This is a genomic window from Helicobacter magdeburgensis (assembly GCF_000765825.2).
Lineage (GTDB): Bacteria > Campylobacterota > Campylobacteria > Campylobacterales > Helicobacteraceae > Helicobacter_C > Helicobacter_C magdeburgensis.
In genome coordinates this window covers 59795-74265 of the sequence record NZ_JRPE02000011.1, presented here as the reverse complement: position 1 = coordinate 74265, position 14471 = coordinate 59795, and the positions used below count along the sequence as shown (strand labels likewise).

The following is a 14471-nucleotide window of genomic DNA, read 5'->3' as shown; positions in this document are numbered from 1 at the left end:
ATCGCTCAATCACTTACCTCTAGTAAGCTCAATCGCGATTTTCTTGACAACCCCCAAACTAGCAGCACAATCTTAGAATGCCAAGATTCTAGCAATATGAAATCTCAAAAAGTGGATTCTGCCCCTTGTCATACTGAACGCAGTGAAGCTTCTAGCCTAGAATCCTACAACGCAGAGCGACTAAAACTTAACGCCGATATGCCAAAGGGCGGAGAGCATCAAGGCATAGATTCTAGCAGTGGTAGTGGTGTATGGAATATGGAGCAAAACGACCCCGACCCCTTTATGTGTGAGCTAAATAAGCAAGGACTCCCATACATCGTCTGCGAGATAGAATCTAATGGCAGTCTAAAAGTGCTAGAAGATGGGAGAGGGTAGAATCCCAAAAATACAAATAAAAACATTGTGAAAAGCAACAAGCCACGATAAAAAGGAGTGGAAATGGCAGAAATGAGAGCAGAGCGCAAAACAATATTTGATTATCTTTCAAAAAATAAATTTTTGATTCCAATGTATCAAAGAAATTATGTCTGGAGTGAAGATGAATGTTTGCAGCTTTGGGAAGATGTATGTAACTTTTTTGAAAATAAAAAAGAGGACGAGGAGTATTTCTTAGGTTGTGTAGTGGTATATAAGGAAAATTATAGACAAAACATCATCGATGGACAGCAAAGAACCACAACGCTCAATCTCTTAATCCGCGCATTGTATGAGAAAGCAAGGGGGCAAAATGGTATAGATAAGCTTAAAAGTGATTTAGCGGCGTGCTTATGGGATAGCAATGCACTTACAGGACAGATTGATTTTGATAAAGTGCATTTAAAAAGTGAGGTGGCAACAGATTTTGATAACCAATCTTTAGAAAATCTTTTTAAAGATACTTTAGATATTAAGAGCAACATAAAGCTTTCTTTATATGAGAAAAACTTTTTGTTTTTTCAAGGAAAAATTGACGAATTAGCAAGAGAAAAGCCTGTGGAGTGGTTTGATTTTTGCTTATGCCTTTTACGCTCTTGCGTGCTTTTACCCATTGAATGTGATAACAGAGATAAAGCCTTGCGCATTTTTAATACACTCAATAATCGCGGTGTAACTTTAAGCCCTGCGGATATTTTTAAGGGTCTTATTTTTGAGAAAAAGAATGAAGAAGAGAAAAAGATTTTTGCTAGAGAGTGGAAAGAACTAGAGAGCAAGATACAAAGCTCTCCTCATCTAAAAAAGGAGGATATTAGCTTTCTTTTCACGCAGTATGAGCATATTATCCGTGCGGAATATAATGATGTAGATACCGCGATACCAAGCACGCTAGATTTTTGGACACAAAAGCATAAGAAAAACACAAAAGGTCGTGATGTCAATTACGCGGCAAATGATGATATGTTGAGCAAGGAATCTACTTTTATTTTTATCCAAAAATTAGGTGATTTTTGGTGTAACCCTTATGAATATTTAAGCCAGGATTCTAAAAAATATTTTGCACTTTTAGGCATATATCAAAATAAATTGTGGCAAATGGTTGTGAGTATATGCTTTTATAAACACCATCAAAACAAAGAAGCATTACAAGAAGTGCTAGACATTATCTTGCCGCAGGTTGCAGCGTACTGTGCGATTGGATTATTGTATGGTAAAGGTGGAGCTTCAGGCTTGCTTTGGGGCTTTATGAAGGCAAATATCCATATCCACAATAACAATATACAAAAGATTTTTGAAACATCTAAAAATATTCCCAATTTAGTTATGCCAAGTTTGGAGAGTTTTATCCATTTTTCCAAAAAGGCTTTACCTAGACATATACGCTACATCTTAGCTCTCTACGCACTTATGCTAGATTCCAAACAAGAGCTAGAATGGAATCTAAATGGCAAAAACTACACGCTAATGAGTGCAGAGATTGAGCATATTTTGCCTAGAAAATGGCTGGAAGCTAACTATAACGGCTGGGACAAAAAGGATGCACAAGAATTTTTAGAACATATTGGCAATAAAATGTTGCTAGAAAAGAAAGTCAATATAGAAGCAGGAAATGGTTATTTCCACCGCAAAAAAGAGAGCTACAAAAACTCTCACTTCAAAGAAGCACAGCTCCTAGCACAAAATGAGCAAAAAGATTGGGCTAAGACTGATATTGAAAAAAGAAATAGGCACATATATGAGAAATTTAGAGATCTTTTTACAAGAGTGTTTTAGTCCTGATGTGTGAAAAATTCAGTAAACAAAGATAAACAATGGAATTTTTATTTATCATTTTTGTTGTTAGTATTGCTTTTTTGTTACTATATAAACCAAAGCGAAAAAAGTTCGTAAAAACCGAAGATTATGCGGTGAATTATGCTGCCATAAATAAGCAAAAAGGCGATGATTATGAACGACAGATTGGCAGATTCTACCAACAGCAAGGCTATAAGGTGTATTTTAAGGGAATCAAAGAAGGGCGGAGAGATCAGGGAATTGACTTGATCGCCTATAAAGGCAGGGAAGCAATTTTGATTCAATGTAAAAATTGGGAAAACACACAGGTAAAACAGGAACATTTAAGAATCTTTTTAGGGGATTGCACTGCGTATTTAGAGCAGAATCAAAAGATTTTTGCAAAAAAGAATGTCAGCCGCGTATTTGTAACAAGCTGTGAAAACCTAGATTATGGCGTGAAAAAATTTTTAGAAGAAAATAATATGGAATATAGGATTATCCCCTATGAAAGAACATAGATGCGACAAAAAACACGATTAAAATACAATTTTAAACAATATGATACATAAGGATATAGGTGCGATTTGAAAATTTTTAAAGCAGAATGAGATGGAACTGCCAAAGAATAAAATAAAGAAAGACACAGACAAAAAGCATTGGGCAAGAGGCAATGCAGATTAGAATTTTCCAAAAAAAGAAGCAGAGCAATGATCCTAGGAGATTGAGCTTATGGTGTTTAGATTTTTACATATATCGCAATATCTTAACTGCCCATATAGCTCTAAGGCCATCAAACATTTCTAGTGCAAGCCTTGTTATTAAGTAAAATCTGCAGGATTTGCAAGGATATCTAGCGAGACTGAGCATACAAAAGAGTATTATAGTGTTTGGCAAGGGCAAGATTGTAGAAAGATAGGGCGTATAAAGTCGTTTGGGTTGATTTGGGGTGTTTAAAAATTTGAAGCGTACCAAGGGATAGGTTTATAAGGTTTTAAGGCATTGTTTTGTGGCAACAAGTTAACTGCAAGGAGCTAGACAAAGAAGCATATTTGCTTAATAATTAAAGATTCTAGCCAACATACGATCATAGAGATTCTATGAGTTGTTTTTTTGGCAACAAATGCAAAAAAATTTTTATCGATATGAGTGTAAGGTGTCTTAAAAGTTTAATGCTTTAAAAATAGTGTGAGATGAAAATCAAGAATCTATAAAGTTTTAAATGTTGCTCCAAAGCCTGAAAGCAATACTTTACTTTATCACTAGTAATTTGTAAAGATTCTGCAACGATAAGCAAGACTATGTCTTTTTGCATACCGATTTGTAAAATTTGTGTTACTCTTTTTGAAAGCATATATTGATGCGTAAAGGTGTGGCTTGAAGTTTTATATTGCTTCAATCAAAGTTTTTTACTCTCGTTTTTGGTTTTGTTGTGGCATTCATCATATTGTTGGCGCAGAGTATCAACGAACAAGCTGAAGGTGTCAATCAAATCAATGATACTATTTCGCAACTTGAAGACATCACGCAGCAAAATGTAAAAATTGCCAATCATTCACGCGATATAAGCACAGCACTAGATAATGTGGCAGTAAAAATTTTAGATGATGTGAATAGTAAGAAGTTTTAAGGGGATTTTAGAATCTTGCCCAACGCTTAAAGAATAGCCTAAAATATGTATCAAAGCACTTGTGGGGTATGCGAGATAAGAGAATCTCGCATAAAGGATTTTAGAGAGTGAGCTAAGACTTTGCATCTTCTACGATGTTAATAATCGTATTTGCTACGCGTCTAGCGGTTTTATCTAAAAACTCAACAGGGGAAGTAAAGCCCACACAAGAGCAGTTAATTTCGCCTAGCACATACTTATCCTTACCGTTTTCATCAGTATCAAGGATAAAATCCGCTGTCCAAATCAAAGGCAAGTCATAATTACCAAGCTTTGTTTTAATCTCTGGTAAGTTAGATAGGAAGTAGCTTACTAACTCATTCCATTGCTCTGGCTTATCATAGCGGTATTTTGCCCCGCTAAAGAGAGTAGCTGAAAACGCATCTGCACCTTCAGCTGGTTTTTTATGCACCACATAAATAGGGTCTTTATACAGCATTAGGATTCTAATCTCGCCCTCTTTAATACGCGGTAAGAAAGTCATATCTACAAGCATACCATTATCGCCTGTCAAATACTTTTCACAGAAATTCATAAAATCGCCTAGTTTATGCTCTTCTACGTGGTTATCCACCGCTTCTGTGCATCGAACGATGGTATCAAGTGGGATAGAATCAAATTTACCATATTGACTTTGATCTTTTAGCTGCACACGCCAGATTCCTTCCCCTGTGCTACCGCGATTTTGCTTTAGCACTCTTTCACCTTTTGCCAGAGTTTTTGGGAAGTTTGCCTTAAAGTCGTGCTCTTCTCCAGCTACCCAATTCACACCAATGCGTTTTGCTTCAGCGGGATCATAGTAGGCTAAAGTATCTGTTGGCACAAGCTCTGTATTGCGAAGTTTTGTAAGCGCATCTTTTGCCCCATAGCCTATCATCGCATCAGGGTGAGGCATACCAATCACACCACTATCACAAAGCTTACGCAACACATCAAAGTAAAGCTTCTCTTCTTTCAAATTGCCCGGATTCACACGCGATACATACGCATCAGCCGCACCTTTAACATATTCAAAAATCTCATTTGTTTTCGCAGAATCTTTTAGAATCTCATCTGTGAAAAACACAACTTCCGCACTCCAACCAAGCTTTTTGAGATAGTCCATCATCGGCACAGTATCTTTTCTGTGTCCATCTCTGCCTTTATCACTGCCGCCTACTGCTTCGAAAAAAACGATATGCTTTTTCATCACACGCCTCCCTATGTAAGATTGAAAACAAGCTTATATTACGCTAAAAATTTGCAATATAAGCTAAAAAAGCATAAAAATATGACGCTTTTTTACTTCTTTTTCAGTTTCTACTCATTTTTGTTTTCTTTAAAAGCTTTAAAATTTCTTAATCTTAATGAGTTTAGCACCACAATGATGGAGCTAAGGCTCATTGAGAGTGCGGCAAAAAGCGGTATAACGAGTCCGGCAAGGGCTAAAGGCACACTCAAGGCATTGTAACCTATGCTTAGGGCAATATTTTGCTTAATAGATTTGTATGTGCCTTGTGCGATTGCAAAGGCGTTGTGCAAAGTGCTAAGCTTGTCATCAAGGATAACAATATCACTGCTTAAAATCGCAATATCACTCCCCGCCCCCATAGAAATGGCTATATCGCTTTGGCTTAGAGCTGGAGCGTCATTAATGCCATCGCCTATCATCACAAGCACAGAATCTTTATGCGTTTGCTTATAGGTGCTAATCCACTCCGCCTTTTGTAATGGGGATAAAGCGTGTTTAGCTTGGCGGATATGAAGTTGATTGCTTATAAGATTCACACTCTCTTGCCTATCGCCACTTAGCAATGCCGTTTGAATGCCACTTTTATGCAGAGATTCTATGAGTGTCTTAGCATAGGGCTTTAGCTCATCATAAAGCTCAAAAACTTCACATAATTTTTTTTCTTCATTGTCTATTATCCCATAGGCAAAAAGCATACCTTGAGAGATGTTTAAGGGTGGAATGACAAAGCCTTGTTTTTCTAAAAAGGCAAGATTCCCGCCAACGAGTTTTATGCCCTCTCCACTCTGCGATAAATTATGAGCGGTAATGCCTTGTGCATCAAACTGCTTAAAATCCCTAAGCTCCCACATATTTTTTTGTAGCCCCGCTTCATCAACTGAATCTGCTAAAAACTCCGCAATGCCTGACGCCACAGGGTGTTTGCTTAACCGCACAAACTCACGCAAAAGCAACTTATCATAATCTCCTTGTATGTGGCAGTGCTGGACTTTTGGCTTACCAATAGTGAGTGTGCCTGTCTTATCAAAAACGACTATATCCGCTTTTGCTAGGCTTTCAAGGAATTTTGCTTGTTTAAATAGCACAGTATGCTTATAGGCTTCCCCGATTCCAACGACTGAAGCTATGGGTGTGGCTAGAGCTAACGCACAAGGACAAGCAATGATAATCACAGATATGGCTATCATTAGGGATTTTTCCGCTCCCACATCGGCTAGAAAATACCAAAATACAAAGCATAAGGCTGCTAGGCTTAAAATCACGCGTGAAAAATATTGTGAAAGGGCATTAGCAAGATTTTGAATCTGCGGGCGATGAGAGAGAGAAGAGCTTACAAGCTCAATAATATGACTCATCAGGCTTTGTGAAAATGCCTTTGTAGCGGTGTAGAATATTTGATGATGAAGATTAATATAGCCAGATAGCACCGCCTCGCCCTTTTTAGATTCTAAAGGTAGGGATTCCCCGCTAATTGCTTTTGTGTCAAACAGGGCATAATCACTCTCTAAGATTCCATCAATGGCGATTTTATCCCCCGCACGAACTAGAATCTTATCCCCCACTTTTACACTCTCAAGGCTTTTTTGCTCGTATGTTTCGCCATTGCTTACTTCCACACTTGTAGGCAAAAGATTCTGCAAGCTATCAAGGCTATCGCCGGCATTTTTCCTTGCACGCACTTCTAGGAATTTCCCCACTAGCACAAAGGTAATAATCATACTCACAGATTCAAAGTAAGTCTCACCACTGCGTGTAATAGCCGCATATATGGAGTAGAGATAAGTAAGGCTTGAGCCTACACTGACAAGCAAGTCCATTCCAATAAAGCCATTTTTCAGCCCATAGTAGCTTGAGCGGTAAAATATCCAGCCAGAATAAAAGAGTGTAGGTGTGCAAAGCACAAATGAAGCAAGATTCAAAATATCCTTTGCATCTGCTTGTATGCCTAGAAAATATCCGCTATATTGCGCGATAGCCACCCACATAATATTCATCGTGCAAAAAAGGGCAACAATCACGCGGATATAATAGTCCTTCATCTGTGCCTTATCCGCACTCTCTTGGATTCTGCTATCATAGACATACGCATCATAGCCAATGGAGCGGATAAGGCAGATAATCTTGCTTAAAGGCAAAATCGCATTATCCCAAGTGATAGTGGCTTTATTATTTGTGTAGTTTATAGCTACTTCATATATGCCTTGCGTTTGACTTAGAATCTTTTCATTGAGCCAAATACACGCCGCACAATGAATCCCGCTTATTATCAAATGCACTTGGCAGAGCTGCTTATTGTCTTTAGTAATGGAATGGATATATTTATCATAAAAGCCCTGCGTATCAAAATGTGCTACATCACTTTGTTGAGTGAGATTTGGAGGGGTGATGCTCGTATTTAGCTTATCATAAAAACTTGTAAGCTCACAAGATTCTAAAAGCAAATACACGCTTTCACAGCCATTACAGCAAAAATATAACTCCTGCCCCTTATCATCTTTGCGTTTAAAGAGCTGAGATTCTTCATAGGGCAACTGACAATGGCTACAACACCGCTTAGATTCCTTAGCGTGTGTGGAAGTGGTAGAAGTGGAATGCGTGTGCTTAGAATCTCCCACAGCCCTTAATACTCCGCTAATTCATTATAGATAGAATCTCGCTCTATGGCAACAAACCCTGCATCTTTAATCTGTGAGATAAGCTCATCTTTGCTTAATCCGCCCTTGCTTTTTGCTCCTGCGGCGGATTGTATAGATTCTAGCTGGATTGTGCCGTCCATATCATCAGCACCAAATTCCTGTGCGACAATTGCCATATTCAGCCCCAAAGTCGCCCAATACGCCTTGATATGCGGGATATTATGTAATAAGATTCTAGCAATAGCGATTGTTTTTAGAATCTCCTGTCCGCTTGGAAAATCTTTGATATTAAGGAAATTATTTTCTTTTTGGTATAACAGCGGGATAAAGGCATTGAATCCCCCATTTTTACTTGCCACCTTAGAATCTTCACTTTGAATCTCCCGCAAACGCAGCATATGATCTATCCTATGCTCCCTTTTTTCTATATGTCCAAAAAGCATAGTGGCATTACTCATCTTGCCTAAGCTGTGCCAATAAGCGTGGATTTCAAGCCATCGCTTAGAGCTTACCTTGCCCTTACAAATATAGCTTCGCACACTCTCATCAAATATCTCCGCCCCACCTCCGGGCATAGAATCTACGCCAGATTCCACCATATCTTCTAGCACTTTTTTATAGCCCTTGTTTGAGATTCTATCTATATAATCCACTTCCGCCGCCGTTAGGGCTTTTAAATGCACCTGTGGCAATGCCTTTTTAATCTCCCTAAAAAGTTCAAAATACCACTCATAAGTGTAGTTTGGATTATGAGCGGATACGATATGAAGCTCTTTTGCACCATTTTCATAGGCTTTGTGAGCTTGGGTTAGAATCTCATCAATACTCATTGCATAAGGGTTTGGATTCTTGCGACTTGCTGAAAACGCACAGAATTTACACACATCAGCACAGATATTGCTGGGATTAATATGGCGGTTGTTATTAAAAAACACCTTTTTGCCATAGCGTTTTGTCCGCAGCTCATTAGCGGCTTTACCAAGGGTAAAAATATCATACTCATAGAGTTTGCTTAGCTCTTGTGGGCTAAGAGAAGATTCATTATATTCTAGGGCTTTTTGTAAAATATCCATTGTAAATCCTTATGCTTGTGATTTATAAAAATAAGCAAAACATTAAGAACACATTCTAATGTGCTTTTGCTTAGAATCTTATTTTATACACTAGGTTAGTCATTACAAAAGGTAACATAGTAATGATAAGCCAAATTTAATTCTATCTTTTCTATATATTTTTATATACAATGAATAAGCGATAAACATCGCAATCAATACAAACTTTATGGTTTTGGTGTTTTTTTGGACTTAGTCTTGAAGCAAGCACGCAGGAATCTCTCAGTAAGAAGGATTTGGCTTTTATGTTTGGTGCTGAAAAAGCTGATGTCAAAGTTTTGAGTGGTGAAGAGATGGCTAACACACAAGGAGAAAGTTTTCTTGGAGGGCTTCTTGTGAATCTAGGAATTAGTGCTGGGGCGTGGGGTATTTGTGAGATTGTAAGTGATGATTGTAGTTTTGAGATAGATTTGCCTGAGATTGGGTTTTAAACAAGGGGCTAGATGAGACAATACTTTGGAATCTTAGCACTATTTTTGGGAATTTTTCTCTCAAAAAGTTTTGGCGGAGTATTTTGCGAGAACACTTACTGCACGGAATATAAGGTTGGTGTTGGGATTCAGGGGGGAATGCATAATGCAAAATCACTTGATGCTTCAAATGCCCTAGCTTCTCTCCATATTGATACAAATATTTGGCGGAAGTGGTTTTATTTTGGGTTTAAAGGGCAGTTTGGGCTAGGCGGTGCGTGGATTACAAGGCAAGATTCTAAAACACAGGCAACCTATGATGATATAGGTGTGAGATTCGCACTTGGACTTCCCATTAACGCTGTTTTTAGCTCTACGCCCTCTATTGCACTCAGTGAGCCGATTTTTTTATATCTCACGCTTGGCATAGGGATAAATGACTACGCACATAAGGTAAGTTTGCCTAGTCAAAAACGCAATGCTGTGGGGCTTGGGATAGCTTGGGATTCATACATTTAGGGAATCGTGGAATTTTGAGTATGCCCTTGAATATGGCTATATTTATAATGCTCATTATAAATATAGCCCTCAAGTGCTAGGCTTAAGAGAAAATATCAAAATAGGAAGCAATAACCACGATTTACGCGTTTCACTAGGGCTTACACAGAGTAAAGGATATGGCTTTTATACGCGTTTAAGTGGAATCTACCGCATACTTGATTCTGCTATTGAAGGCACTTTTGTTTATCCTCAAAGCACACAGGCTATTGGTATGTTTGAAATGGGTATGTCTCTTGGAAGTTTGGGATTGTAGGGGTTAGCTTTGCGTTACAAGGGATTAGATTTTAGGTGAGTGAAAGTAGGCTCACCCGCCGGTGTAGTAAAATGCACGGGTTGAAAGCAAACTAGGATTCATATTCTGCTCCCATTGATTCTTTTCGGGCTTGTTTTTAATGGCTTTTTCTAGTAGGCTTTGCATTGCTTTTATATCTTCATTTAAAATCGCCTCTCTTAAGCTTACGCTTTCTTGGTAATACAAGCAAGGGCAAATCACACCATCGCTTGTTAGGCGGATTCTATTACAGCTTTGGCAGAAGTCATCTTCGTGCGGGGAGATAATCCCAAAGGCAAATGCCTCGCGATTTTTACTTTCATCAATCGCATAGAGTTTTGCCGGACCAAAGCAGTCTTTTTTGAGTAGTGTAGTTTTATACTTTGTATTGATATGGGTTAGAATTTCATTCGCCCTTAGCCCTTTGAGCCTATCTTTTGCGTGGATATTTTCCATAAATTCAATAAATCGCACCCCAAAATGATGAGTCTTAGCAAACTCTAGCATATCTAGGATTTCATCTTCATTTAGCCCTTGCAGTGGCACCATATTGAGCTTAACGCCAAGTTTCAGCTCATTTGCCTTGTGGATTCCACGCAAGATTTGTGGCAGGGCATCGCGTTTAGATATACGCTTAATCCGCTCACTTTTGAGTGAATCTAGTGAAATATTTATGCGTTTTAGCCCTGAATCTTTCAGGCTTTGTGCGTATTTTTCAAGTAAAAAGGCGTTGGTTGTAAGGGTGAGTTCAATATGTGGGGCGTGGCTATGAATCTCACTTATAAAACCGCATAAATCCGACCTTAAAAGTGGCTCTCCACCGGTAATGCGGATTTTTTTAATCCCATTATCAATGGCAAGTTTAATAAAGTTTAGCATTTTAGGCAGTGGCAGGGCGGTTTTATCAATAAAATCTTCAGGCGTATCTGGCATACAATATTGACAGCGGAAGTTGCACTGCTTGGTAACTGATACGCGCATATAATCAATTTTACGCTCAAATGAATCTATAAGCATATATGTCCTAAGGATTATAAATTTATTGCTACTTTATTGTTACAATGGGGGATTATACAAAACAAGTTACAATACACTATAAAAGCTAAAGGTTTTTTATGCAAAAGATTATAACACCTTGTGTGATTCTCGCTGGTGGCAAAAGCTCTCGTTTGGGGCAGGATAAAACACAGATTCATTTTGGTGGCTATCCGCTTAGTCAATGGCTTGTAATGCGTTTTGAAAATATGTGTGAAAATCTCTATGTGAGTGCAAAGCAAAGGGATAAGTTTAATTTTCACGCGGAGTTTTTGATAGAAAAAAGCCCCATTTATGCCCCGCTTGTAGGAATGATAAATGCCTTTACGCTTTTAGATTCTAAAGAGATTATTTTTCTAAGTGTGGATACACCTTTTATCTCACAAGAGACACTTTTAGCCCTAGATTCAAAGGATAGCCCCATTGTGTATGCACAAAGTGAGTTTAAAGCACATTATCTCATTTCAAAATGGCAACGCTCCACTTTAGATTCTCTTCTATGGGCGTATAAGTCTAAAAGCTATGCCTTGCATCGCATTGTAGAATCTCATCTGCACGAGATTGTCCCTATTAGCGAAGAAGAGGGCTTAAATATCAACACAATGCAGGATTATGAGAATGCTCTGCTTAGGCTAGATAAATTAAATAAGCTAAAGGGCTAAAAAATGGCTGATGAAGAAAAGACACAAGCCCCCTCCGCACACAAGATTGCTAAAGCACGAGAAGAAGGCAATGTCAGTAAAAGCCCGGAATTAGCGGGATTTTTTATTTTGCTTGTGGGGCTTGGAGCGATGTTTTTACTTCTGCCTTTTTGGGTGGAGCATAGTCAAAAGATTTTTATCCATATCAATTCACTTATTACACAAGAAGTTGATGTGCGAATGTTGGGGGATTTGATGCTAAGTATTGGGCTTGAAGTATTTATTATGTTAGCCCCGCTTTTTGTAGCCCTTATGGTAACAGGCATAATTGCTAATATCGCACAATTTGGGCTATTGCTCTCCCCCAAAGCCATTAAGCCAAAGCTCTCTAAAATTAATCCCATTACAGGTATAAAAAATGTCATCTCACTCAAAAAACTGCTTGATGGTTTTATGATTACACTCAAAGTCTTTGTGGCGTTTATTGTGGGATTTGCTGTGTTTGTGAGCTTTTTTAATGAACTGCCTAGCGTGTCTATGAGTGGGCTATATGGGCAGATTCTATGGTTTAGACAAAAGGCGTTAATTCTCATCGGTGTGCTTTTAATCTTATTTTTCATAATGGCGGTGAGTGATTATCTCATCAAACGCTATCAATACATTAAAAGCCTTAAAATGAGTATCAAAGAAGTCAAAGATGAGTATAAGCAATATGAGCAAAGTCCCGAAATTAAAGCTAAAATCCGTCAAATGCAGCAAAAAATCGCCAGTAATCGTATGATGCAGGAGATTCCAAGTGCTTCAGTGGTGATTACAAACCCTACGCATTATGCCGTGGCGTTGCGGTATAGTGAAAAAGAGATTGAAAAAGGTATGCCGCCTGTGGTTGTGGCAAAGGGGATTGATGAGCTAGCCATACGCATAAAGGGTGTTGCTAGGGAATATGAGATTAGGATTATTGAAAATCCCCCTTTAGCACGAGAGCTGTATCGTCAGCTAGATTTGAATCAAGCTATTCCACACGATCTTTTTGCCGCGGTTGGTCAAGTCTTGCAAGAAGTAGCATACCTTGATAGCTTGGAAGGCAAAAACACAATGACTGAAATTCTCCAAGCCGCAGGTGCAAAAGCTCACCAAGCACAAGCAAACACAATGTAGTATAAAAGTTTATAGAATCTTGTCTGGATTCTGTAAAAAATCCCAACATTTAGCCCTATCCTTACACATAAGCCTTATATAAGCTTATTTTGGATTTAAAAAGATTTGTTAGAATACGGCTCTTTTCTTACTTAAATTTCTTAAAGACAAATAGGGAAACTTGGGGCGTATGGTATGGATAATAAACGATTGATTGGCTTAAGTGTTGGGCTTGTGATTCTTATTTTGGTAGGCGTGATTACCTTTAGTTCCATTATTTTTGAAACTCAAGAGCCTAGTTTGGAATCTAGCTCAATCCCAACACATTGGAATTTACAAGATGAGATTCAAATAGACTTTAGTGATGAAAGCGGGATACGCGATTATCGTGTGCAGGTGGTATTTGATAATGAGATTTTGAGTGATGAAAAAGAAGTGATTTTAAATAAGCCAAAATCGGTAAAGATTCCACTGCCAAAGCCTTCAACGACACTCAAAAATGGCACGAGCATTCAGTATAAAATTGAAGTAACTGATTGGAGTAGCTCACATTTTTTCACCGGCAATACGGCAAAGATTGATTTGAATCTCATCGTAGATACGACACCGCCAGAAGTTACGCCCATTGCTTCATCATATCAAATCACGCGTGGGGGCAGTGCGGTGGTGGCGGTTGAAGTCAAGGATATGGCATTAGAAGATGTGCGTTTGAGCAATGGCACAGATGAGTTTGCCCTTTTTAAATACCTTGATGAAAATATTTATATTGGCATTATTGCTTGGCCTTTGAAAAATAAATTTTTTGCCGCCCAACTTGTGGCTAAAGACAAGGCAGGGAATATCACAAAGCATAATATTCCACTTGTGCGGAATATCAATGTCCCTTATTATCGCTCAAATATCCACATTAAAGAGGATTTTTTAAGTGGTAAGCTTGATGAGCTACTCTCTCAAATTGATAAAAAGCATTTGCGGGAGTTTGACAATGATATAGAAAAATTTGCGTTTTTTAATGAAGAGATTCGCGGTGAAGATGAAAAGAGAATCTTAAAGGCGTGTAGCGATTTAGTTGGGGATAAAAGCTTTATTGATGAAGGCTTTCACGCTTTTGTGCCGCTTAGAGGCTCAAAGGTTGTTGGGAGTTTTGGGGATTTTCGCACTTATTTTTTAGGGAAAGAAAAGATTAGTGAAGCCACACATTTAGGCATTGATGTGGCAAGTGTGAAAAATGCACCCGTTATTGCGAGTAATAACGCCGTGGTGCTGCTTAAAAGTCATCTTGGGCTATATGGAAATACTTTGCTTTTATATCACGGCTTTGGCGTGTCATCAATTTATGCACATTTGCAGGAGAGCTATGTGGAAGTGAGCGATTTGGTGCATATAGGGCAAGAGATAGGTAAAACCGGCACGACAGGCTGGGCTTTTGGCGATCATTTGCATTTTGGGATTCTGATCCAAGGACATTTTGTGCGTTTGAGCGAGTGGCTTGATCAAAAGTGGATTGATGATAATGTGATAAGTGTGTTAAGCAAAGCACGAAGCTTTTATCAAACAAGGATAGTTCCTTAAAAAAGA

General features: G+C 38.4%; 13 protein-coding genes and 2 pseudogenes. 10 read left to right on the top strand and 5 right to left on the bottom strand.

The window, feature by feature from the left end; genetic code table 11:
- From LS74_RS08065 to LS74_RS08055, 3 genes and pseudogenes are all read left to right on the top strand, one after another.
- Positions 1 to 378 (top strand): annotated as a pseudogene (locus tag LS74_RS08065) (saccharopine dehydrogenase family protein); the annotation flags it as partial.
- 63 nt (positions 379 to 441) lie between these two features.
- Entirely contained in the window at positions 442 to 2190 is a 1749-nt protein-coding gene (locus LS74_RS08060) for a DUF262 domain-containing protein (RefSeq protein WP_138129005.1), read from the top strand.
- A gap of 38 nt (positions 2191 to 2228) precedes the next feature.
- A complete protein-coding gene (locus LS74_RS08055) occupies positions 2229 to 2711 on the top strand; it encodes a restriction endonuclease (RefSeq protein WP_034588823.1) in 483 nt (160 codons plus the stop codon).
- Between the two features lie 656 nt (positions 2712 to 3367).
- Here LS74_RS08055 and LS74_RS08050 read toward each other — a convergent pair.
- Positions 3368 to 3544, bottom strand: a complete 177-nt coding sequence (locus LS74_RS08050) for a hypothetical protein (RefSeq protein WP_236096875.1) — start codon at positions 3542 to 3544, stop codon at positions 3368 to 3370.
- Between the two features lie 96 nt (positions 3545 to 3640).
- Here LS74_RS08050 and LS74_RS08045 point away from each other — a divergent pair.
- Positions 3641 to 3820 (top strand): annotated as a pseudogene (locus LS74_RS08045) (methyl-accepting chemotaxis protein); the annotation flags it as partial.
- A 112-nt stretch (positions 3821 to 3932) separates the two neighbouring features.
- Here LS74_RS08045 and LS74_RS08040 read toward each other — a convergent pair.
- The 3 genes from LS74_RS08040 to mqnE all read right to left on the bottom strand — a co-directional run bounded on the left by LS74_RS08040 (position 3933) and on the right by mqnE (position 8799).
- Entirely contained in the window at positions 3933 to 5048 is a 1116-nt protein-coding gene (locus LS74_RS08040; protein WP_034588818.1) for a Cj0069 family protein, read from the bottom strand.
- 110 nt (positions 5049 to 5158) lie between these two features.
- Positions 5159 to 7705 carry a heavy metal translocating P-type ATPase gene (locus LS74_RS08035; RefSeq protein WP_236096874.1) on the bottom strand — a complete coding sequence of 849 codons (2547 nt, stop codon included), beginning with the start codon at positions 7703 to 7705 and terminating at the stop codon, positions 5159 to 5161.
- Positions 7706 to 7710: 5 nt separating this feature from the next.
- The gene (mqnE, locus tag LS74_RS08030) at positions 7711 to 8799 is read right to left on the bottom strand and encodes an aminofutalosine synthase MqnE (RefSeq protein WP_034585900.1); all 1089 of its coding nucleotides are present in this window, start codon (positions 8797 to 8799) and stop codon (positions 7711 to 7713) included.
- Positions 8800 to 9083: 284 nt separating this feature from the next.
- Between mqnE and LS74_RS08025 the strand changes: the two genes are divergently transcribed.
- The 3 genes from LS74_RS08025 (at position 9084) to LS74_RS08015 (ending at position 10062) form a co-directional block, all read left to right on the top strand.
- A complete protein-coding gene (locus tag LS74_RS08025; RefSeq protein ID WP_034585896.1) occupies positions 9084 to 9269 on the top strand; it encodes a hypothetical protein in 186 nt (61 codons plus the stop codon).
- Between the two features lie 12 nt (positions 9270 to 9281).
- A complete protein-coding gene (locus tag LS74_RS08020) occupies positions 9282 to 9767 on the top strand; it encodes a hypothetical protein (RefSeq protein ID WP_034585893.1) in 486 nt (161 codons plus the stop codon).
- A 73-nt stretch (positions 9768 to 9840) separates the two neighbouring features.
- Positions 9841 to 10062, top strand: a complete 222-nt coding sequence (locus LS74_RS08015; RefSeq protein ID WP_034585890.1) for a hypothetical protein — start codon at positions 9841 to 9843, stop codon at positions 10060 to 10062.
- Between the two features lie 51 nt (positions 10063 to 10113).
- On the opposite strand, the gene moaA is transcribed toward LS74_RS08015, so the two are convergent.
- Complete coding sequence (gene moaA / locus LS74_RS08010) at positions 10114 to 11097, bottom strand: GTP 3',8-cyclase MoaA (RefSeq protein WP_034585887.1); 984 nt, start codon at positions 11095 to 11097, stop codon at positions 10114 to 10116.
- A 98-nt stretch (positions 11098 to 11195) separates the two neighbouring features.
- On the opposite strand from moaA, the gene mobA reads away from it, so the two are divergent.
- The 3 genes from mobA (at position 11196) to LS74_RS07995 (ending at position 14465) form a co-directional block, all read left to right on the top strand.
- Entirely contained in the window at positions 11196 to 11777 is a 582-nt protein-coding gene (mobA, locus tag LS74_RS08005) for a molybdenum cofactor guanylyltransferase MobA (protein WP_034585884.1), read from the top strand.
- A gap of 3 nt (positions 11778 to 11780) precedes the next feature.
- Positions 11781 to 12914, top strand: a complete 1134-nt coding sequence (gene flhB, locus LS74_RS08000) for a flagellar biosynthesis protein FlhB (protein ID WP_034585882.1) — start codon at positions 11781 to 11783, stop codon at positions 12912 to 12914.
- A 174-nt stretch (positions 12915 to 13088) separates the two neighbouring features.
- Positions 13089 to 14465 (top strand): M23 family metallopeptidase, encoded by a 1377-nt coding sequence (locus LS74_RS07995; RefSeq protein WP_034585881.1) that lies wholly within the window; start codon positions 13089 to 13091, stop codon positions 14463 to 14465.
- The last annotated feature ends 6 nt before the right edge of the window (positions 14466 to 14471 follow it).